The sequence below is a fragment of the Acinetobacter populi genome, from assembly GCF_002174125.1.
Taxonomy (GTDB): Bacteria; Pseudomonadota; Gammaproteobacteria; order Pseudomonadales; family Moraxellaceae; genus Acinetobacter; species Acinetobacter populi.
The window spans coordinates 75,846-96,414 of the sequence record NZ_NEXX01000004.1 but is presented as its reverse complement, the minus strand read 5'-3'; the positions used below and the strand labels follow the sequence as shown (position 1 = coordinate 96,414).

Here is a 20,569-nt window from a genome sequence, read left to right as displayed (position 1 = left end):
AGACACATGGCACAACGCCTTAATAATGACTTTCAGTTTCTGGATGTTCCACGTCAAGATCCAGAGAAAAAAGATATTACTGTCCGCAAAGCAGATTTTGTGGAAATTTATAAGCCATTTACTGCGGATGTGGCCACCAATCAGACACATCGCTGTTTAGGCTGTGGTAACCCATATTGTGAATGGAAATGTCCTGTACATAACTATATTCCAAACTGGCTAAAGTTAATTGCAGAAGGTCAGATCTTTCGTGCTGCGGAACTTTGTCATCAAACCAACACTTTACCAGAAGTTTGTGGTCGTGTTTGTCCACAAGACCGTTTGTGTGAAGGCGCCTGTACCTTAAATGACGGATTTGGTGCAGTCACCATTGGTAATGCCGAAAAATATATCAATGATACTGCGTTTGCACTGGGCTGGCGTCCAGACATGTCTGCCGTTAAATGGACCGACAAAAAAGTTGCGGTGATTGGTGCTGGTCCTGCTGGTTTGGGCTGTGCGGATATTCTGGTACGTAATGGTGTAAAACCGGTCATTTTTGACAAACGTCCGGAAATTGGTGGTTTGCTGACCTTTGGTATTCCCGAATTTAAAATGGAAAAAGACGTGATGAAACGTCGTCGTGAAATCTTTACCGAAATGGGTATGGAATTCCGTTTAAATACCGAAATCGGCAAAGATGTCACCATTGATCAATTGCTTGCAGAATATGATGCTGTGTTTATGGGCATGGGTACTTACACCTATATGAAAGGTGGTTTCCCTGGTGAAGAGCTTGATGGTGTCTATGATGCACTGGATTTCCTGATTGCCAACGTCAATCGTTGCCAAAACTGGGAAAAGGATCCAAGTGAATACATCAGCATGGAAGGCAAGAAGGTGATTGTGCTTGGTGGTGGTGATACTGCCATGGACTGTAACCGTACTTCAATTCGTCAAGATGCAGCATCAGTGACTTGTGCTTATCGTCGTGACGAAGCCAATATGCCAGGTTCACGTCGTGAAGTGAACAATGCCCGTGAAGAGGGTGTGGAATTCCTGTTTAACCGTCAACCGATTGAAGTGGTCGGTGAAAATGGTAAAGTCACTGGTGTAAAAGTAGTAACCACACAATTGGGTGAAGCAGATAGCCGTGGTCGTCGCAGTCCTGAACCAATTCCCGGCTCAGAAGAAATTTTACCCGCAGATGCAGTATTACTGGCATTTGGTTTTCGTCCGAGTCCGGCCGATTGGTTTACTGATGTAAACATTGGTCTGGATGGTTCAGGTCGTGTTGTAGCACCAGAAGAACAGGAATTTATGTTCCAGACATCTAATCCAAAAATCTTTGCCGGTGGTGACATGGTTCGTGGTTCGGACTTGGTCGTAACAGCGATCTGGGAAGGACGTAAAGCTGCCGAAGGAATTTTAGATTATCTTGATGTGTAAACTGAAATTTAATTAATTGTGTAAAGCCCATAGTTTTAGAATTATGGGCTTTTTTATTGCTTTTGAAATAAATCATTATTTTTTCAGTTGAGCATTTTTGCCAATATGTGCATATTTTCGCCATAGTTTATCCTTGAACATTAAACAATAATCATGGGTGAGATTTCATGATGAGATATAAGCGATGGCTTTTGCAGCAGCGGCAACAGGAAAAAATTATTTAAATCGCCCGAAAGCATTCGGTATTACGGTACGTCGACCACAGTTTAATCCAAGGGCAATTACTCGGTATTATTTTGCCAACTCTCCAGTGATGTCACATATGTTGACTGCACTGTCTTCTACTTTTCCAATTGGTGAACAATTTTTTGTGCATAGCGTACGTAATGTACGGGATCGTGTGGATGATGAACAATTGCAGGCAGATATTGCTGCTTTTATCGGTCAGGAGGCGATGCATTCCAAAGCTCATGCAGAGTTTAACGACTCATGGCGCAAAGATGATTACCAGCTGGATCGTTTTCAGGCATGGCTTGTGCGGCAGGATCAAAAAGTACGTGAATTGCCTTATAGTGTTCAGTTAGCTGTAACCTGTGCGTATGAGCATTTTACTGCATTACTGGGCGGTTATATTTTAAAACATCCAGAAGTTTTACAAACACTTGATGAGGATGCAATCAAGTTATGGGTATGGCATGCGCTTGAGGAAATAGAACATCGGGCAGTGGCTTACAATACTTATCAGGCAGTATATGGCAATCATAAATTGCGTAAAAAAGTCATGCGTACCGTCACAACAGGCTTTATTAGTTTGACATTTTATGCAACGTCACGTTTATTTATACAGGATAGAAAAGACAGTGTGGTGAAAATTGGCGGTAATGTATTTGGCCTGTATTTGCTTGCAAAAATGTTTATACAATTATTGCCGGAATATCTGGCTTACTATAAAAATGATTTTAACCCTGCCGAAATTGACTACAGCCGCGAAGTGGAATATTGGAAAAATAAACTGGCAAATGATTATCAGATGACCGGCTTTGCTTAAAACGGATCTTCCGTAATTTAACAAATGTGTAGTTTCGATGAACAAGAGTTAACGCATTATTTTATACAAAAAGACATAAAATCGTGATAATAATTGCGTAGAATGTAAATCAATACAATAGGCTAAATGCTATATTTGGGTGAGTAGAATGAAATTATTGAAAAAAACATTATTAACAGCAACCGTTGTGCTGACACTTAATTTAACTGGTTGCGGTTATAACACTTTGCAAGTTAAAGACGAAGCAGTGACTGCTGCATGGTCGGAAGTCGAAAACCAATACCAGCGCCGTGCCGATCTGGTGCCTAATCTGGTCAATGTAGTAAAAGGTTCTGCGGCACACGAAGAAAGTGTACTTACCGAAGTCACACAGGCACGTTCCAATGTTGCAGGCTTGAAAGTCGATAAGGAAGTATTGGAAGATCCTGAACTGTTTAAAAAATATCAGGAAGCGCAAAGCCAGTTAACCGGTGCATTATCACGTTTGATTGCGGTATCGGAAAATTATCCGGATTTAAAAGCCAATCAACAGTTCCAAGAATTACAGGTCCAGCTTGAAGGCACAGAAAACCGTATTGCCGTTGCCCGCAATCGTTATATTACCACCGTACAGGATTACAACAGCTACGCACGTCAATTCCCTCAAGTAATGACGGCAAAAGTCATTGGCATGAAAACCAAACCGAACTTTAGTGCAGAAACCGGTGCGGAAAAAGCACCTACTGTGAGTTTTAACTGATCATCATCTCATTCATTGTTGATCATAAAATAAGGTTGAGGCATGTTAACTAAGCTGGATATAACTGCGGATAAGCATATAGACACATTGATGCACTGGATGGTGCGGGGATTTGTAGGTTTTGCCCTGTGTTTTTGTCTGCTTTGCACATCTGTCTTTAGCGCATCTGCCTCTGCCGAAACAGCGACTGCAACTGCATCTGATGATAGTGCGGAAGCAGTTGTACTCAATAAAATCATTAATAATCAAAAGCAGAACACGCAACAGCAAAGTACACAAAATTCGGTGAGTCAAAATAGTACAGCTCAATCAACCACCACCGCAACAGCCCAAGCACCGACATCGGCTGATAACACCGATGAAAATCTAGTACAACGTGATATTCCACAGCTCAATCAACCGATTATTGATCAGGCAAATTTACTGACAGCTGAACAAAATCAGAGCTTAAGTCAATATATCCGTCAGATCTATGACTCGGGCAAAGCGCAAATCGGTATGGTGATAGTCCCGAGTACCGGACAGGAAGATATTTTTAGTTATTCCATGCGTATTGCCGAGAAATGGCAACTCGGAACAGCCAAGCATGACAATGGTCTATTGATTGTGGTTGCAGTCAATGATCGTCGTATTCAGATTTTAACCGGTTATGGACTGGAAGGTGTGCTGCCTGACATCATGACCCACCGTATTATCCAGAATCAAATCACGCCGTATTTTAAACAGGGACAATATGCACAAGGTTTACAGGCTGGACTGGAAGAAATCAATCGTATTTTAAGTCAGGATCCCGATGTTGCCCGTCAGGCAGCGGAAAGTTTAAAAGAACAGCAAGCTGCTGCCCACCAAAAACAACAAGGCATGCAAAGTGCATTGGGTATTTCCATTGTTATTCTGGTGATTGCAGTGGTTTTATCGGCAGTGATTGGACGCAAAATTTCTGCATTGGGTGCAGGCGTTGCAGGTACGGCACTGGGCATGTTAAGTGGACTGGGACTTGGCATGAGTTTATTACTCGGTGGAGGTTTATTCTTCCTAGTAATTAGTTCGCTGGCACAACTGCTATTCCAGATTTTTGCCAGTTCTGGTGGTGGACGAGGCGGTGGTGGTGGCTTTGGAGGCGGCGGTGGTTATCGTGGCGGCGGAGGCGGCTTTGGCGGTGGAGGAGCATCAGGTTCATGGTAAAGCAAATCGAAACGCAAACGGTGATTAGCACCAAACACATCGATGTAACGAGTAAACCCAGCTTAAAGCGTTGGTTGAAACATGTTTTGTATTTTAAATCTGCCAAACATGCTTTAAATACCGATGACTGTGACAAGATTGCCGAAACTATTGCTCAGGCAGAAAATGGCCATCGCGGTGAAATACAGGTGATTGTTGAGGGCAGCTTGCCTAGTCATTTTGCCTTGCAACATACCACTCAGCAACGTGCAGAATATTTATTTGCCAAATACCGGGTGTGGGATACCCAATTCAATAGTGGGGTTCTGATCTATTTAAATCTATGTGAACATGCGGTGGAGATTGTTGCAGACCGAGGCATAGATGGTGCTGTACATGAAACTTGCTGGCAGGAGATTTGCCAGAGTATGTTACCGTTATTTAAAGCACAGCAGTTCGGTGATGGGCTATGTGTCGCTATTGAACAATTAGGGCAATTGTTTAGCCAGTATTATGGCAATAATACCCATGATCCCGAAGGTAATGAATTATCGAATCGACCACGGTTGATTTAGTTTCTATGTTGTTTTAAATCAGATAGAAATTTTCATGACTGCCTAATTTGAGCAGATACAGTGTTATTGCTGAGTAATCTATTCATTTATTTTAAGATATATTGGGCAACTTTCAGCGAATGATCTGGCACGCTTGATTCAACATCTCGATCTAAAATAAAAACAAAAAAATAGAATACATTTCATTATAAATTGCTTTAAAGCAGTGAATTTTTGATCGAAATACGATACTTAATATTTCTGCTATTAATTGACAAATATTGTCATTTTGTAACGATTGTAAACACATAAAAAGCTCATAAATCTAAAATCTTAGTTTTAATATTTCTTAATTATTTGTTTTTAATATAAAAATTTTATGCCATAAAGTTGGCATAGCTTATGCTATAAATAGATTAAGCGAAATAAAGCAAACAAATCTTAAACAAATTTCGAGGAGAAATTTATGAATGCTCAAAAGGGTTTTACCTTAATTGAATTGATGATTGTTGTTGCGATTATTGGTATTTTGGCAGCAATTGCTTTGCCTGCATATCAAACTTATGTGCAAAAATCTGCAAATAATGCATGTTTAGGCGAAGCAAAATCAGCAGTAAATGCTGCGATTGCAGAACAAGCTTCTGAAGGTGAGTTAGTCAATACTTATGCTCCGGCTGCTTGTGATTCAGATGGTGCTGGTACAAAAACATCAGTTGGAGTGCTTGAAAAAGGTAAAGTGTTTGATGCTGATACAACGGCTACATTAACATTCAATCCTTTACAACGTGGTTCATCAAGCGATGTGAAAGATACAGAATGTAATGCTAAAACTGGTACTTGTGAGCTTAAATAATTTTTATTATTTTACTTCTAATTTTAAAAACGCACCTTTTAGAAGGTGTGTTTTTATATAAAAATGGAAAAATTAATTTTTACTAATTAAATATTATAAAAATAAGTACCTTAATAATATTTAAAGAATTAACGGAAATTTTTATTTTCATGGGATTTTCATAAGATCATATAATTGCATGGGTTTTTAGATGAAGAGTGTAATTAATAAAGTATATTATATTTTTGTGTTAATAAGTATTATCTATATAATAAGTATTAATTTATTTAGAATATAAATATAAGAAGGAAGAATATGCAAAAAGGTTTACTTTAATTGAAATTATGATTGTCATATCTATTATTGGAATATTAGCTTTAATTGCTATACCTTTATATTTAGCAGTAGTAAAAAAGTCGGCAGTAAATGCTTGTTTTTATGAGGTCAGAACATATAGTAACATTGTATATATCAGTTTATCTGACTTGGCTTCATCTATTAGTTTACCAAAATCATCATTGAATTCATGTGTATCAGTTACAGATGCATCAACTTGGACAAATGGAAATGCACAAAAAATTGTCGCAAAAGTGAAAAATTATAATGATGTTACGATAGAATGTGACCTTATAAGTGGTAGTGTTCAGTGTATTGTGGATTGAAGAGTTCAGCTGTTAAAGGACAAATTACAGAATGTCTAAACGTTTTAAATTTTTTATTGGTCATTTAACAATTTCAGCAATTATTGCTCTTATTGCAATATGTATCGTTTTCCTCTTTTGGTATCCATCACCATTGGCAAAAGCATTAGGCGTAACGCATTTATTTTTTATGCTTATTATTATTGATGTCATTGTAGGTCCTCTTTTCGGATTGCTAGTCTATAAAGAAGGTAAAAAAAACTTAAAAATGGATTTGGCAACGGTCATTATTCTACAAATTTGTGCTTTTTCTTATGGTTTTTATACCATTGCACAGGGGCGTCCAGCATGGATTGTCTATGATTCTTTGACATTTAATATTATAAAAAATAGTGATATTGAAATGAGCAATATTGAGCAGGCTAATCCTGAATTTCAACATCCATCATGGTTTGGTCCACAATTTGTTGCTTTAAATGCTTTACCAAAGCAGTTTTTAATTAATCCAGTACCTAAAAATACGATTGCATTAGATCATCCAATGTATTATACAAATATTTCTAATGCCAAATTAAGATTACAAACAAGTGCATTTCCAGTGGAATTACTTGAAAAATATAATGATCAGCAACTTGTGGGAAAAATACTTAAGAAATATCCTCAGGCAAATGCTTGGCTAGGGCTATCTGCCCCTGCTATAGACATGGTGGTATTAATTAATAAAGATCAGGGCAATGTCGTGAAGATTGTTGATTTAAGACCGTGGAATTAGGATCAACTCGCAGACATAAAAATATAGAAAAGCTATGCTATAGTATAAAAAATCAAAATGACTAGAGGCTAAAATATGGTCTTTGCCAACAAATATAGACTCAATCAACAAGAATATTTGCAGGGCGAGTTAAATAGTAATATCAAGCATGAATTGATCAATGGTGAAGTTTTTGCTATGGTCGGTGCAAGTTCTGCGCATAACTTAATTTCTGGAAATATTTTTGCCGATCTTCGTTTACATCTCAAAGCTAAACCATGTCGTCCTTATATCAATGATATGAAAGTGCGGATTGAAGATAACTTTTATTATCCCGATGTTGTAGTGGATTGTAGCCAGATTGCCAATGATGCTTATTTTGTTGAAACACCGATTTTGATTGTGGAAGTACTTTCTGCATCGACAAAAAGCTATGATAAAACCTTTAAACTCCAGCAATATAAAAAGATTCCGACCTTGCAGGAATATGTGATGATCGAACAGGATACGCAGCTGGTTGAAGTATTAAGCCGGCTGGACAACTGGCAACCGCATTATTATGAAGCGGGCGAAGATTTTATCTTGCAGTCTGTCGGCTTAAAACTCGCGGTTGCTGATGTCTATGATGGGCTTAAATTATAATTTTTATGCGTGCTAAGAGATAAAAAATTCCTTCAAATAAATTGAAGGACTTTTAAAATTTAGAAATTATTCGCTGTTTAATCGTCTTCAAGCTGGCTTTGGATATAATTTTCAATGCCGACTTTACCAACTAGATCAAGCTGGGTTTCCACCCAGTCGGTATATTCCTGTTCTTTATCCAGAATGCCTTTTAGCAGATCACGGGTGACATAATCCATTTCTTGCTCAGCCAGAATAATTGCCTTGTTTAAAGACTCCATATTCTCATAAACTTTACGTCGATCGCATTGCAACACTTCCTGCGTATGCTGGCCGATATATAGTTTACCTAGATTTTGTAAATTAGGCAGACCTTCTAGAAACAAAATCCGTGCGATGACTTTATCGGCATGTTTCATCTGGCGGATAGATTCTTTATATTCTGCTTCACCTAAGTTCTCGATACCCCAGTCATTGAACATACGAGAATGTAAAAAATACTGGTTAATGGCTGTGAGTTCGTGATAAAGCACTTGATTCAAAAGTTGAATCACTTGTTTATTACCTTGCATCGCACTACTCCAGAAAAATATAAGAATTTACATAATTTCAACATTGTAAAAGTTTAAAGTTTTTTTGGCGAGTTATTTTTAGAACAGCAAATGAGAATAGCAATGAATATAGCGTCTGTTGGCAATTCATTTATGAATTAATTCTTAAGTACTCACTTTAGAAAAAGAAACCCGCCTTGAGTCGTGGCGGGGAGGAGAAGTACTTGCTTTTAATAATTTCTTGTTATAGGAATTTAGGCAGCGACGGAAATCCTAGCAGCAATGAGTGATAGCTCTTCTGAGATAATGGATTTCGCTTCTGGCGCACAGCGTCCGCAGCAGGTGCCTAAATCTAACATTTCGCGCACTTCACGGTAGCTTTGAGCACCGTTTTGCATTGCGTCTTTAATGTCTTGGTCGGTAATTCCACGGCATAAACAAACGTACATCTGGGAAGTCCTGATGTTGTGAATACGATAATTGATATTATTGATAATTGTTATCGTTTGTCAATAAGTTTCATTCGAAATATCGAAAATATTAATTGGAAAAAAAGATGATAATTTGAGTTTTAATTGAATGCAGGGATAAGAAGGTGTGCGGGTTAATCATGATATCCTTCTGTGAGCGAAGGATATCATTCATTTTTAAGGAATTATTTTTCGATACAAACAATGCCATCCATTTCGACTAAAGCACCTTTAGGTAGGCTGGCAACACCTAGTGCAGCGCGGGCAGGGTAAGGCTGGGCAAAATATTCTCCCATAATCTGATTAACCAACTGAAAGTGTGAGAGATCGGTGAGATAGATATTAAGTTTGGCAATGTCGGCAAATGTTGCATCTGCGGCTTGACATACTGCCTTGAGATTGTCGAAAACACGACGGATTTGTGCTTCGATTCCATCAACAAGTTCCATGCTATACGGGTCCAGACCAATCTGTCCGGATAAATACAGGGTATTTTCAACCAGGATCGCTTGAGAGTAAGTACCGATTGCAGCAGGTGCATGTTCTGTATGGATCACTTGTTTAGACATTAAAAATCGTTCTCCCATGGATATATTAAAAAAATAATGTGTGAATTAGCTTACCTTTGCACTTTGGTGCGTTGCAAGTGGCATATGTAACCGGGTAATGCGTGGAAAATTAAGCGTCATGCGTAAATCGCGAATAATTTGTGCAATATGGTTACGATCAGTCACCACAATATTAAAATAGGTTTTTTCATTTTCATGAATGACCGATTCCACCCCAGCATTATCCTTACGCGCCTGATAAATGGCTTGAGAAGATTCTTCATCATCGAGGTTACCATCAATCTGCAAATAGGCATGAAAACGAATGCCTTCATGGTTACTGCTTTGCCATAATAACGGCATGATGCTTTCTGGATGCTGACGCTGTTCATGCAGCAAATTCTGGCATTGGGTGCGATGGACAATTAAACCACGGCGGGTTAAATGACCAAGAATCGGGTCGCCAAAAACAGGATTGCAGCAATGTCCATATTTGACTTCTACGCCTTCTGTGCCTTGAATCAGCGAATCTGATTCAAGTACAATCTGATCGGTCAGATTAAGCAGTTTATTGGCCACTAACTGAGGTAGTAAATCGCCTACTGCAATTTGCTCGAAAATTGCCTCCTTATCGGGGAGGTGGTGCCATAATAATAGACATTGCCAGTCGTTGTCACTGAGTTCCTGAATCGATTTATGATAGGATTTTAATGCCCGATTCAGTGCTTGTTGTCCGATTAGGATTTGTTCATCATAATCCTGTTCGCGCAAGATATTCTGGATGGCGCGACGAGCCTTTTGTGTATTGACAAAACTTAACCAGTCTGGATTGGGTGTGGCCAGTACATCAGTAATGACTTCGACCACCTGACCATTGGTGACAGCTGTAGACAACGGCTTTTGTTCGCCATCGATTTTACAACCCACCGCATGATTTCCGAGAAATAAGCTTGCTGCATAGGCAAAGTCGACTGCTGTTGCACCACGAGGTAATTCATGTACATGTCCATGCGGTGTATAGGCAATAATTTTTTCCTGATGCAAATAATCCAGCAAGTCACTAAAGGTGGTTTTGGCACATTCTTCATCAATCAGGTCATTCAGATTATGTAAAGATGCCTGAATAGCCGAACGGCAGGCTTGTGGTGCTGCTTCACCGAGCACGACACCAAAACGCGCAGCTTTACGCATCAGTTCGGTTTGAATGGTGACGGATAAATAGGTTTTTTCACCTTTTAAACGTAGTAATAAGGCCTGATTGCCACCCGGCATCGGTTTGCGAATATGGTCGGTATAGCTGATGATGCTAAAATTCTGAGCCAGCAGCTTGACCAAGTCATCACAGTCCTGAACCGTTTTTAAAATAATTTCAAAAGCATGGCTATGGGTAAGCTGGTGTAAATCAAGTTCATTTTTCACAAAGTGACGGAGTAATTCGGTATTGTTATTTTTCTTTTTAACGCGTCCTTCAATATGGTGTTCTTGTAATATCTGATTGAGGCGTTGTTCCCAGATGGTTTGATATTCACAGCGTTTGGGTTTGGTTTCGGTCAATGCCTGCTGGATGGTCGCATACATATCTAGATCAAGATTCTGATAGCAGAGATTTTCCAGCCAGTCTGCCATTTCATTCATACCGACCAGACGAGCCATCGGTACATAAATATCAAAGGTTTCTTGCGCAATACGTTTGCGTTTGTCGGGGCGTAATGCTTCAAGCGTGGTCATATTATGATAGCGATCTGATAGCTTGATAATAATGACTCGCGGATCTTGCAAGGTTGCCTGTAAAAACTTACGGAAAGAGGCAGCTTTATTAAACTGTTTATCGCTGGAACTGGTCAGTTTGGTGACGCCATCAACCAAATGGGCAACAGTTGGATTATAGCGCTCGGTAATTTCTTCTTTGGTAATGGGCGTATCTTCAATCACGTCATGCAATAACGCAGCCATTAGGGTATCGGCATCCATACGCATATGGGCCAACAAACAGGCGACCGCGATCGGATGCAAAATGTAAGGCTCACCACTTTTACGGGTTACACCGGCATGTGCTGCATCTGCAAAGTCGCTCGCATCCATCACTTCACGAATTTCATCGGAAGAAAGATAGGGCTCTATGATGGTTTTGAGCTGAAGCTTGGCATGACTGACTGCATCACCTGGCATAAATGAACTCATCCTAAGTGGGTCGTTATAGATAAAGTAGCTAAACGTATAATGAAAAACAATTTGAAGAAAATGTCAATGTATTCTCTTCATTTTAGATTATTTTTTTAGATGACGAGGGTGAACGTATCACCCTGCTGGAAGAATTATTGAAAACTAAAATTTTCGAGATTAAGTGCGTTGGCAGACAGTGCCAAATCAAGATTAGAATGATGTAAATCCTGATCACGTTGTTTCAGGATTTCTTTGGTGATTGTACCTGCTGCGATTTCACGTAAAGCCACAACAGAAGGTTTGTCGTTATCCCAGTCCACAGTTGGATCAATGTTTTGACGAGCCAATTGACGAGCACGTTTACTTGCAACTAATACCAACTCAAAACGATTATCGACGTTTTCCAAGCAATCTTCAACGGTTACGCGTGCCATTTTTAGCCTTATTAAATGATTAAAAATAATCCTCGATTATATCCATCTTGAGCATCTCACTCAAGCATCAAACTGTACAGAGCAGCAAAAAGCCTAAATATCTTTGCTCGGTGTAAGGAGTTTGTAAATCAGCTCTTCGTGTTGCAGAGCTTGTTGGGTTAAAGTCAGACGGTTGGCAGTAATAATGGCTTCTAGTTCATGCAATGCACGATCAAAGGAATCATTAATAATTACATAGTCAAAATTAACATATTGTTGCATGTCTGCCACGGCGCAACTTAAGCGTCTTTCGATCACTTCAACGGTATCTGAGCCTCGATTGGACAAGCGCTGACGTAGATCGTACTGGCTAGGGGGCAGAATAAAAATCTGAATGGAATGCGGAAATAATCTACGTACCTGATCGGCACCTTGCCAGTCGATTTCAAGCAGGACATCATGGCCATTTTTTAATTGCTTTTCTACTTCTGCCTGAGAGGTACCATAATAATTGCCAAAAACTTCGGCATATTCAATAAAGCCATTTTGTCCAACTTGGGTTAAAAATTCTTCTTTTTCAATAAAATGATAATGTACACCATTCAACTCACCCGGACGCTGCGGACGCGTGGTATGTGATACAGAAACATGCAAATTGGTGGTGCGGTCAAGTAATGCCTTTACTAATGATGTCTTTCCCGTGCCCGAAGCCGCCGAAACCACAAAAAGTAAACCAGACATAATTATTTTCCTGTATCATCGTCATTGGATAGTCAAGATTGTAGTAGAATCTGACACTAAACAAAACCCAAATTCCTCGTAGACTACTGGTCTTGTCGTTTTAGGTCATAAATTTAGGTGCATGACAATGGAAATTCTTTTAGCCAATCCCCGTGGTTTCTGTGCAGGCGTGGATCGAGCCATCGCAATTGTCAATCGGGCATTAGAATGTTTTGGTGCGCCAATTTATGTGCGCCATGAAGTTGTGCATAATAAATTTGTGGTCAATGACTTAAAACAACGCGGTGCCATTTTTGTCGATGAACTGGATCAAGTACCTGATGATGCCATTGTGATTTTTAGCGCACATGGTGTTTCCAAAACCGTTCAAAAAGAAGCGGAAGAGCGGCAATTAAAAGTATTTGATGCGACCTGTCCTTTAGTTACAAAAGTACATCTGGAAGTCACCAAATATTCCCGTGAAGGCATCGAAGCGATTTTGATTGGACATCATGGACATCCGGAAGTTGAAGGCACCATGGGTCAATATGATCGCAAACATGGTGGCAATATTTATCTGGTCGAAGATGAAAATGATGTGGTGCAATTACAGGTAAGTAATCCGGATCAATTGGCATTTGTGACACAAACCACACTGTCGATTGATGATACTGCAAAAGTGATCGAGGCATTACGCAGCAAATTCCCTAATATTCAGGGACCACGTAAAGATGATATTTGCTATGCCACCCAAAACCGGCAGGATGCAGTACGTGATCTGGCCTCACGCTGTGATGTTGTACTCGTGGTGGGTTCGCCTAACTCATCCAACTCCAATCGACTACGTGAACTGGCCGAACGTATGGGCAAAAAAGCCTATTTAATTGACAATGCCGATGAAATGCAACAACAGTGGTTTGCCAAAAATCAAAAAATAGGCGTTACAGCGGGAGCATCAGCACCTGAAATTTTAATTAAACAAGTATTAAATCGACTTCAAGAATGGGGGGCAAAAATCCCCGAAGAACTGGCAGGGCGGGAAGAGCACATCACCTTTAGTTTGCCGAAAGAGTTAAGAATAAAAGCGATTGAAGTTTAATAAATTACCCTTTATCTGCTAGATGATGACGTTAATCCTAAAATATATTTAATTGTGTTTAAAATGTATTATCTTTGTACTGAGTAAAAGGGGGTTGGTATAAAGATGATGCGGCTTAAATTTTCACGGGGATTTACACTTGTTGAGCTGATGGTGACTATTGCTGTCATGGCGATTATTGCTAGTATTGCTGCGCCTTCGTTTTCTGCAATCATGAATTCTTATCAACTCAATCAAAGTGCCAAGCAAATGATGTTGGCTTTAAAAGAAGGTCGTAGTCGTGCTGCAACAATAAATGCTGCGGTTGTTGTTTGTCCGAATAAGAATACTTCTGGTCAGGAAGTTACTAAAAATACATGCTTGTCTGGCGCTGATTTAGGCTCGGAAATAAATACTTATATTAATGAAAATAGAGTGATTTTGGCGAATATTACAAAAGATGTCAACATTAGTGCTACGAACAAATCATTTGTTATTTTTACTGCGAAGGGAACAATAAAAGATGAAACCTCCAGAACTTATACTTTGTGTTTAGAAAAAGAAGCCCGTGAAATTAATGTATCAATATTGGGTGCAGTTTATATGGAAAAGGGAACATGCGCATGAGTTATAAAAAAAAGCAATTAGGCGTAGGATTAGTTGAGGTATTGGTTGCATTGATTATCTTGGCAATTGGCGTTTTAGGCTATACGGCATTGCAGTTAAGAGCAGTGGATGCTACGAGTGAAGCATTAACCAAGTCTCAGGCAACTCTTATTCTTCGGGGATTAACCGAGAGTATGCGGGCAAATGCTTTAGGACAAAGTTCTTATCCCACAGCAGTAGCGAGTTATGTAGGGTTTAATAAAAATACAACAGCCAAAAAAAATTGTTTCTCAGCTGCATGTACACCAGCAGAAATGGCAAATTATGATGCTTTTAGTGCTGCTTCAGCTGGATTTAATGAGGGGATCCACCTGATGATGGCGAAGTGTCCTGAAGTAAGCACTATAATTAATAGACAATGTTTATTTGCAGCTTGGGGTGAAACAGAGCTTAAAGCAAATGATTATAGTCAATGCATGGATTCTAACGGTGTTTATGCCACAGCATCACAATGCTTGATGATGGAGGCTTATTAATGTATTTACATCGATATCGTTTGAATACATATAAAAATAGTGGCTTTACTTTGGTTGAGTTAATTGTTGCTTTAGCGATTGGTTTAATCGTAAGTGCAGCAGCCTTGCAGTTATTTACCGGTGGATTAATTACGACCAGAATGCAGGATGCCAGTGCAGAACTACAAGATAGCGGCGTTTTTGGTTTGGAATATATGGCGCGAGATATTCGATTGGCGAATTATGGCAATATCAATAACCCTATATTAAATGATAAGACATCATTGGGTGGAATTGTTTTTACAAGTGGGGATCCGGCAAAGGTACAAGCTAATTTGCCATTGGCTGGTGTGGATGCCAGTTTGTTGACTAAAACAGGAGGAAGCTCCAATGTGGGAACTACCAGTGATCAATTGACCATTCAGTTTATTGCTCCCAATGCCATGGTAAATTGCGAAGGCGGAAAAGTAGCGTCAGGCCAGTTTGTAATTCAACGATATTTTTTAAGAACAGACAATAATGGTTTGGCTTTGGCCTGTAAAGCAAATACTACAGGCTACCCACCTACTACAGCTGCTGGTTTGGTAGGTAATGGCGAAATTATTATGCCACGAGTAGATCAATTACGTTTTTATTTTGGTGTTAAAGACGGAAGTAATCTTCGTTATTATACTTTGGCAAATTATAAAACAGCTGCCGCTGCTTCAACTGATGAGAAAGCATTTCAGATTGTTTCAGTGAAAATCTATGTTTTGGTCCGTTCAAGAGATACTACAGAAAGTAAAGATATTGATCCATCAAAAGAAAGTTTTAGTTTTCCTGATGGCGCTGTCATACCTAGCGATACCAAGACAAAATATATGCGTCGTATGTATAGTACTACAATTGCCATGCGTAATGGTTTAGGGGTGAAAATATGACAAAAATATATAAATCTCTGAAATCAGGGCAAAAAGGGTCAACAATTATTGTAGTCATGATTATCTTATTAATGCTAACCATCGTTGGTGTATTTTCAATACGTACTGCGATGACTACCCTTAATATTGCAACAAATGCTCAGGTTGAGCAATTTTTAAGCCAGACTGCTGATACACCGATTAATAAAATATTAATTGATGGGCCAGGTGAGCAAACTAGTTTGGCAAATGCGGTTGGACAAGCTATAGCAGATAGTAAAGTTGAGCCAGGTAAGGAATATGTTTTTTGTTATAAGCCTAAGTCGAATGTAAAATTTGCTTCCGCGGCATCGATGGCTGTATTAAGAGTAGGAAGCGGTGGAGCTGCTTCGCTTGCAGATGGTAGTGGTCTTGCTTTTTGTGATTTATCAAGTGATTTTGGAAGTGCAAGAGAGGCTGTTGTGACTCAGGTTGCTGTCAAAATACCAACTGATACATCAGAGTTTGAGGATTTAGCATTAATTGCCCGAGGCAATAATGCGAGTTTGGGGCAAGTATTGCCAACCGGGGTTACGGAACAACAACGTATTCGTATTACAACAACATCGGTGGTTCCCGCTTTTGCAAAAGATAGAACAGCAGCACAAAATTGTATGAAAAACTATATCAACGATGACACAGATCAAGTCACCCGAGGAATGCAAACAGTTGCACAATGTCTCGCTAATCTTGGGGTGCCTGTAACGAGCCAGATGCAGGAGCTAAATTTACAGACTATGTCGACAATGCAGAAAGAGCCCACCTGATTGAGAGGAATAGAAAATGAAAAGTTTAAAAAAATTAACCTCGAAAAAATTTGGTGCTAAACAATTGCGATTAAATCCCATAGCAATTGCATGTATCACTTTTACAGGTTCGATTGTGTTGATGTCATCAATCGCCAAGGCAACAGATTTACAGATTTATGCAAAACCAACTGCTGGTCAGAAAACCATTGTCATGATGCTGGATACTTCGGGGTCAATGGGATCGGTAAACTCTTCTGGTTATAGTTATCGGGATGATTACAATTTAAATTGTGGTACCTCTGGTCAAACGGTTGAAGCGACCAATGGTAACAATCTTTCTTCATTTAGTAATAACTCTGTTTATTACATTAATTCGACAACGACGCCTTCTTATCGACGTAGATTTTGTTATGTTTCCTCGGATACTAGTAATTCACAAGTGACCAATACAAGTACTGGATGTGAAAAGCAAAGTAATGGAGCATATCGGTGTTATGACCGTTTGACACGATTAAAAGATGGTATGTTTACATTTTTGAATAGTGCAAATTCACAACTTAATTCTGTTCGTGTCGGGTTGGGAAATTATTCTGTTGATACCAATGGCGATGGCTATGCAGATGCAAATGCAGGTAGAATTATTGTGCCAGCAGTTGAGTTGGGATCGGTTGACTCTTCTCATCGTACTAGATTGAGAGAGGCTGTAGCTGGTCTAACAGCATATAATGGTACGCCAACGGCCAATGCTTACGCTGAGGCGGCTTCATATTTAATGGGAACCAGTACACTGGTTTATGGTGATGTGAAAAAAGATATATATAAAAAAATTACAACACAATCTACTGTACGTGATCAATGTTTAAATCCGTCATATCCATATCTTCGAACATATAGTAATCAGAATAATAATAGATGTTATGCAAACGCTAACTTATCTGGTAGTTATATTGCTGCAACTAGCCGTACAGTTTCTACGGATAATTATTACCAATGCAGAAGCTGGCAGAGCACAGATTTTGATGATTTGATTCAACAATGTAATGGACGTGCAGGAACAAGTTCATCTTATTGGACAAATCTAGGCACTTCTGCTCCTAATTTAAATGGCTTACAGGAAGAAACTAGTGGTAGTACCGTTTTCTATACATCCTTAGAAACGCAAACTGAAACAAATAGTTATAGTGGTTTTTCAGTTTCAGATAGAAGTACTCAAAATGATTCTGGAACATTGTATAAGTCTCCCTTGCCTTCAGCAGATAAGCGACAAAGTTGTGACGGGCAAGGTGTTTATATTCTTTCCGATGGTGTTCCGACGAATACGGTAAATACCAGAGTTCTTGCTACAGCGTTGAATCAAACATCCTTTAGTTGTAGTGGAGGTTTGAGTGGTGGGACTAATTGGGATTGTATGAGTAATTTTTCAAAAAGATTATTTGATGCAAATCAAAATCCTTCCGGTGTATCTATTCAAACTGCATTTGTTGGTTTTGGTGCAGCAATGAATAATTTGGGGAGTAGTGATGCGATTAATGCTTGTAAATTGAGTTCTCGGACACAGGATAAGCGTTCTTCAAATGATGCTTGTTCGCCAGATAGTACAACTTACCCAGTAAGTAAACCAGGATATGGTAATGGAGGTTTTTTCATTGCAAATTCGGCAGATGATGTGACCAATAGTGTTATTACATTTATTAATAACCTAGATTCAGTTCCTATTGAACCATTATCGACTGGAGCAGTTTCAATCCCTGTTGATGCACTTAATCCAAGTGCTTTTCAGGAATACGGCTATTTGCGTGCATTACAGCCTAATCCCGGAACACAAAATATTATTTGGCTAGGTAATTTAAAAAAATATAAAGTAGAAAATGGTGTACTGGAGGCTGCCAATACTACTGTTTTTGATTCATTAGGCAAGTTTAATTCAAACACAAAAGATTTATGGAATAATACTGCTAATTCTGATGGTGGCGAAATTGAATTAGGTGGGGTGTATTCAAGAGTAATTTTACCAACTACAAATAGTATGGTCTCAGCTTATCGTCCTTTATTTACAAATATCAGTAGCGTGACGAGTGATGGCACAATTACTTCCATGAATAAAAAAGCTTCATTATTATCCATTGCTGCAACAGCAAATAATAGTACTGCTTTACTGGATCGATTTAAAAGTGATGATAAATTAAAGAATCTGACTTTAACTTTAAAATTGAAATTATTGAATTATTTTGGTTATGACTTAAATTTATCAACCACCACAGAATTACCTAAAACTTTAACTGCTCCAGATATGCCATTTAATGCAATGGGTGCCAGTATTCATTCTTTCCCTATACAAATGACTTATTCAGGTAAGCTGGATGAAAATGGAAATCTAGAATCTACACGGAGTCAATCTATACTCTATGGTAGTATGGAGGGTGCGCTGCGGGTGGTCGATGCCGCCAGTGGTGTAGAGCAAATGGTATTTATACCAGCAGAAATACTAAAAGATAATACTGCATCAAAAGCCCTTAGGAAGGGAGAGTCGGATGTTAATGGCGTTACTTATGGTGTAAGTGGTGCATGGGTCGCAGATTCAGCTTATCAGGTCGTGAGTGCGGATGATACTGGAACACAAGTCAAAGCAAAACAAATGAATGTGTACGGTGGCATGCGTATGGGTGGTAATAGCTATTATGGACTGGATTTACTTAATCCGACTTCACCAAAACTTTTATTTCGAGTGGGTAGCGATATTTCTGGTTTTGAACGTATGGGACAAACATGGTCTAAACCAGTCATCGCCAATGTTCGATATAATAATAAAATTACTCGGGTAATGATTGTAGGTGGTGGGTATGATATATGTTATGAAAATCCACGCTTCAGACTTGGGACTACAAATCCAACGGAATATGGCGGGGGATGTAATAAGTCTGAGGCTCTTGGTAATGCGATTTATATTATTGATGCTGACACTGGTGAACGTCTGTGGTGGGCAAGTAATACAGGTGCAAACACCAATAATACCAATATGAAATATAGTATAGTGTCTCGGGTAAGTACGTTGGATCGTAACGCAGATGGCTTGGTTGATCATTTGTATTTTGGTGATCTTGGCGGGCAAGTATTTCGTATAGATTTAAATAATGAAGAAGGGACAAGTGCAGCAAACTTTGGTAAGCGTGTAGTGCGTTTGGCAGATTTGGGGACTACTTCAACTGGTGCTGCTATTACAAATGGTGATCAGCCAAGATTCTATCAGCCACCTACAATTACAGTTCATGATGAGGGTACAGATACATTTGTTGTTGTAGGTCTTGCTTCGGGTGATCGGAGTACACCTTTAGATGTTAGCCCGGTAATTGGACGTGAAAGTATGTTACCTTCAACGGCATTAAGTAATAGACCTACCAATAAGGTATATGGTCTAATCGATAGAGATATTTCAAATAAAGATATTATCAAAGGCAGTTCGATTACATTAAAAACTGAAAATATTAAATTAAATCAATTAAAAGAGAACCCTCAAACGGTTACTGGACAAAAGATATCGAGTTTATTTTTCCCTTATACACAGAGTGGTATGCAAGGATGGTATCGATCATTGTCGAGTAATTCCTCTGGAAAAGAAGTAGCAGGTCGTACAGCAGGTGGGATGAAAGCTTTTGAGGAGGAGCCTATCGCAATTACAGGACGTTTGATTATGCCTGTGTATGATCCAGAGGGGACAGGGATTGCGGAAGGAGATCCTTGCCAGCCACGGATTGTTGGGGAAACGGATGTGCAGCAATTTTGTTTGCCTTATGGTGCATGTTTAAATTCTAATGGCTTTGTAGATAGTGGTTCAGAAAGTAAAACAGGCTTCCAAATTTCTGATGGTAAAAATCAGAATATTCTGGGTGCAGGTATTCGTGGTATCTCATTTGCTCCAGGTTCTGGTAACTCTAATAGTTTTACTATTGTAGGCAATATAGAGGGTAAGGGAGAATGGTTAATAACAAAAATCTTAAATCCAACCCGATGGTATGAAAAATATGTTGAAGCAAAATAATAAG

20 protein-coding genes and 1 pseudogene are annotated in these 20,569 nt (G+C 39.1%); 15 read left to right on the top strand and 6 right to left on the bottom strand.

The window, feature by feature from the left end:
* The first annotated feature begins 6 nt into the window (after positions 1-6).
* From CAP51_RS11615 to CAP51_RS11575, 9 genes and pseudogenes are all read left to right on the top strand, one after another.
* Positions 7-1,428 (top strand): glutamate synthase subunit beta, encoded by a 1,422-nt coding sequence (locus CAP51_RS11615; RefSeq protein WP_087620927.1) that lies wholly within the window; start codon positions 7-9, stop codon positions 1,426-1,428.
* Positions 1,429-1,612: 184 nt separating this feature from the next.
* Positions 1,613-2,476: a metal-dependent hydrolase gene (locus CAP51_RS11610; protein WP_087620926.1), complete on the top strand. Its 864-nt coding sequence runs from the start codon at positions 1,613-1,615 to the stop codon at positions 2,474-2,476.
* 148 nt (positions 2,477-2,624) lie between these two features.
* Complete coding sequence (locus CAP51_RS11605; RefSeq protein ID WP_087620925.1) at positions 2,625-3,215, top strand: LemA family protein; 591 nt, start codon at positions 2,625-2,627, stop codon at positions 3,213-3,215.
* A 42-nt stretch (positions 3,216-3,257) separates the two neighbouring features.
* On the top strand, positions 3,258-4,400 hold the full coding sequence (locus CAP51_RS11600; protein ID WP_425426802.1) for a TPM domain-containing protein: 1,143 nt from the start codon (positions 3,258-3,260) through the stop codon (positions 4,398-4,400).
* Positions 4,394-4,954: a TPM domain-containing protein gene (locus CAP51_RS11595; protein ID WP_087620924.1), complete on the top strand. Its 561-nt coding sequence runs from the start codon at positions 4,394-4,396 to the stop codon at positions 4,952-4,954. Before CAP51_RS11600 ends, CAP51_RS11595 begins: the two co-directional genes overlap by 7 nt.
* A gap of 445 nt (positions 4,955-5,399) precedes the next feature.
* The gene (locus tag CAP51_RS11590; protein WP_087620923.1) at positions 5,400-5,786 is read left to right on the top strand and encodes a prepilin-type N-terminal cleavage/methylation domain-containing protein; all 387 of its coding nucleotides are present in this window, start codon (positions 5,400-5,402) and stop codon (positions 5,784-5,786) included.
* 323 nt (positions 5,787-6,109) lie between these two features.
* Positions 6,110-6,164: pseudogene (locus CAP51_RS17705) on the top strand (hypothetical protein); the annotation flags it as partial.
* 294 nt (positions 6,165-6,458) lie between these two features.
* Positions 6,459-7,178, top strand: coding sequence for a TfpX/TfpZ family type IV pilin accessory protein (gene tfpZ, locus CAP51_RS11580; RefSeq protein ID WP_087620921.1), 720 nt, complete (start codon positions 6,459-6,461; stop codon positions 7,176-7,178).
* Positions 7,179-7,253: 75 nt separating this feature from the next.
* Entirely contained in the window at positions 7,254-7,799 is a 546-nt protein-coding gene (locus CAP51_RS11575; protein WP_087620920.1) for a Uma2 family endonuclease, read from the top strand.
* 77 nt (positions 7,800-7,876) lie between these two features.
* Here the strand turns inward: CAP51_RS11575 and bfr are convergent, their stop codons facing one another.
* The 6 genes from bfr to gmk form a co-directional block, all read right to left on the bottom strand.
* On the bottom strand, positions 7,877-8,350 hold the full coding sequence (gene bfr, locus CAP51_RS11570) for a heteropolymeric bacterioferritin subunit Bfr (RefSeq protein WP_087620919.1): 474 nt from the start codon (positions 8,348-8,350) through the stop codon (positions 7,877-7,879).
* A gap of 233 nt (positions 8,351-8,583) precedes the next feature.
* Positions 8,584-8,778 (bottom strand): bacterioferritin-associated ferredoxin, encoded by a 195-nt coding sequence (locus CAP51_RS11565; RefSeq protein ID WP_087620918.1) that lies wholly within the window; start codon positions 8,776-8,778, stop codon positions 8,584-8,586.
* A gap of 206 nt (positions 8,779-8,984) precedes the next feature.
* Positions 8,985-9,368, bottom strand: coding sequence for a RidA family protein (locus CAP51_RS11560; RefSeq protein ID WP_087620917.1), 384 nt, complete (start codon positions 9,366-9,368; stop codon positions 8,985-8,987).
* 45 nt (positions 9,369-9,413) lie between these two features.
* Complete coding sequence (locus CAP51_RS11555; RefSeq protein WP_087620916.1) at positions 9,414-11,516, bottom strand: RelA/SpoT family protein; 2,103 nt, start codon at positions 11,514-11,516, stop codon at positions 9,414-9,416.
* Positions 11,517-11,662: 146 nt separating this feature from the next.
* The gene (rpoZ, locus tag CAP51_RS11550; protein ID WP_087620915.1) at positions 11,663-11,944 is read right to left on the bottom strand and encodes a DNA-directed RNA polymerase subunit omega; all 282 of its coding nucleotides are present in this window, start codon (positions 11,942-11,944) and stop codon (positions 11,663-11,665) included.
* A gap of 93 nt (positions 11,945-12,037) precedes the next feature.
* Positions 12,038-12,664, bottom strand: a complete 627-nt coding sequence (gene gmk, locus CAP51_RS11545) for a guanylate kinase (RefSeq protein ID WP_087620914.1) — start codon at positions 12,662-12,664, stop codon at positions 12,038-12,040.
* Positions 12,665-12,791: 127 nt separating this feature from the next.
* Between gmk and ispH the strand changes: the two genes are divergently transcribed.
* The 6 genes from ispH (at position 12,792) to CAP51_RS11515 (ending at position 20,565) form a co-directional block, all read left to right on the top strand.
* Positions 12,792-13,742, top strand: a complete 951-nt coding sequence (gene ispH, locus CAP51_RS11540; RefSeq protein WP_087620913.1) for a 4-hydroxy-3-methylbut-2-enyl diphosphate reductase — start codon at positions 12,792-12,794, stop codon at positions 13,740-13,742.
* Between the two features lie 105 nt (positions 13,743-13,847).
* The gene (locus CAP51_RS11535) at positions 13,848-14,348 is read left to right on the top strand and encodes a pilus assembly FimT family protein (protein ID WP_087620912.1); all 501 of its coding nucleotides are present in this window, start codon (positions 13,848-13,850) and stop codon (positions 14,346-14,348) included.
* Positions 14,345-14,863: a type IV pilus modification protein PilV gene (gene pilV, locus CAP51_RS11530; RefSeq protein WP_087620911.1), complete on the top strand. Its 519-nt coding sequence runs from the start codon at positions 14,345-14,347 to the stop codon at positions 14,861-14,863. The genes CAP51_RS11535 and pilV overlap by 4 nt, the downstream gene beginning before the upstream one ends.
* The gene (locus CAP51_RS11525) at positions 14,863-15,762 is read left to right on the top strand and encodes a PilW family protein (RefSeq protein ID WP_245809144.1); all 900 of its coding nucleotides are present in this window, start codon (positions 14,863-14,865) and stop codon (positions 15,760-15,762) included. Before pilV ends, CAP51_RS11525 begins: the two co-directional genes overlap by 1 nt.
* Positions 15,759-16,547, top strand: coding sequence for a pilus assembly PilX family protein (locus tag CAP51_RS11520; RefSeq protein ID WP_087620909.1), 789 nt, complete (start codon positions 15,759-15,761; stop codon positions 16,545-16,547). Before CAP51_RS11525 ends, CAP51_RS11520 begins: the two co-directional genes overlap by 4 nt.
* 121 nt (positions 16,548-16,668) lie before the next feature.
* Positions 16,669-20,565, top strand: coding sequence for a PilC/PilY family type IV pilus protein (locus CAP51_RS11515; RefSeq protein ID WP_425426810.1), 3,897 nt, complete (start codon positions 16,669-16,671; stop codon positions 20,563-20,565).
* The last annotated feature ends 4 nt before the right edge of the window (positions 20,566-20,569 follow it).

Excerpts from the sequence above, each read along its gene's own strand:
- CAP51_RS11610 (WP_087620926.1), top strand. The coding sequence starts at position 1,613 with ATGGCTTTTGCAGCAGCGGCAACAGGAAAAAATTATTTAAATCGCCCG.
- CAP51_RS11605 (WP_087620925.1), top strand. The coding sequence starts at position 2,625 with ATGAAATTATTGAAAAAAACATTATTAACAGCAACCGTTGTGCTGACA.
- pilV (WP_087620911.1), top strand. The coding sequence starts at position 14,345 with ATGAGTTATAAAAAAAAGCAATTAGGCGTAGGATTAGTTGAGGTATTG.
- tfpZ (WP_087620921.1), top strand. The coding sequence starts at position 6,459 with ATGTCTAAACGTTTTAAATTTTTTATTGGTCATTTAACAATTTCAGCA.
- CAP51_RS11615 (WP_087620927.1), top strand. The coding sequence starts at position 7 with ATGGCACAACGCCTTAATAATGACTTTCAGTTTCTGGATGTTCCACGT.
- CAP51_RS11535 (WP_087620912.1), top strand. The coding sequence starts at position 13,848 with ATGATGCGGCTTAAATTTTCACGGGGATTTACACTTGTTGAGCTGATG.
- CAP51_RS11600 (WP_425426802.1), top strand. The coding sequence starts at position 3,258 with ATGTTAACTAAGCTGGATATAACTGCGGATAAGCATATAGACACATTG.
- CAP51_RS11560 (WP_087620917.1), bottom strand. The coding sequence starts at position 9,368 with ATGTCTAAACAAGTGATCCATACAGAACATGCACCTGCTGCAATCGGT.
- CAP51_RS11525 (WP_245809144.1), top strand. The coding sequence starts at position 14,863 with ATGTATTTACATCGATATCGTTTGAATACATATAAAAATAGTGGCTTT.
- CAP51_RS11565 (WP_087620918.1), bottom strand. The coding sequence starts at position 8,778 with ATGTACGTTTGTTTATGCCGTGGAATTACCGACCAAGACATTAAAGAC.
- CAP51_RS11555 (WP_087620916.1), bottom strand. The coding sequence starts at position 11,516 with ATGCCAGGTGATGCAGTCAGTCATGCCAAGCTTCAGCTCAAAACCATC.
- CAP51_RS11520 (WP_087620909.1), top strand. The coding sequence starts at position 15,759 with ATGACAAAAATATATAAATCTCTGAAATCAGGGCAAAAAGGGTCAACA.
- CAP51_RS11595 (WP_087620924.1), top strand. The coding sequence starts at position 4,394 with ATGGTAAAGCAAATCGAAACGCAAACGGTGATTAGCACCAAACACATC.
- CAP51_RS11575 (WP_087620920.1), top strand. The coding sequence starts at position 7,254 with ATGGTCTTTGCCAACAAATATAGACTCAATCAACAAGAATATTTGCAG.
- CAP51_RS11590 (WP_087620923.1), top strand. The coding sequence starts at position 5,400 with ATGAATGCTCAAAAGGGTTTTACCTTAATTGAATTGATGATTGTTGTT.
- rpoZ (WP_087620915.1), bottom strand. The coding sequence starts at position 11,944 with ATGGCACGCGTAACCGTTGAAGATTGCTTGGAAAACGTCGATAATCGT.
- CAP51_RS11515 (WP_425426810.1), top strand. The coding sequence starts at position 16,669 with ATGTCATCAATCGCCAAGGCAACAGATTTACAGATTTATGCAAAACCA.
- gmk (WP_087620914.1), bottom strand. The coding sequence starts at position 12,664 with ATGTCTGGTTTACTTTTTGTGGTTTCGGCGGCTTCGGGCACGGGAAAG.
- bfr (WP_087620919.1), bottom strand. The coding sequence starts at position 8,350 with ATGCAAGGTAATAAACAAGTGATTCAACTTTTGAATCAAGTGCTTTAT.
- ispH (WP_087620913.1), top strand. The coding sequence starts at position 12,792 with ATGGAAATTCTTTTAGCCAATCCCCGTGGTTTCTGTGCAGGCGTGGAT.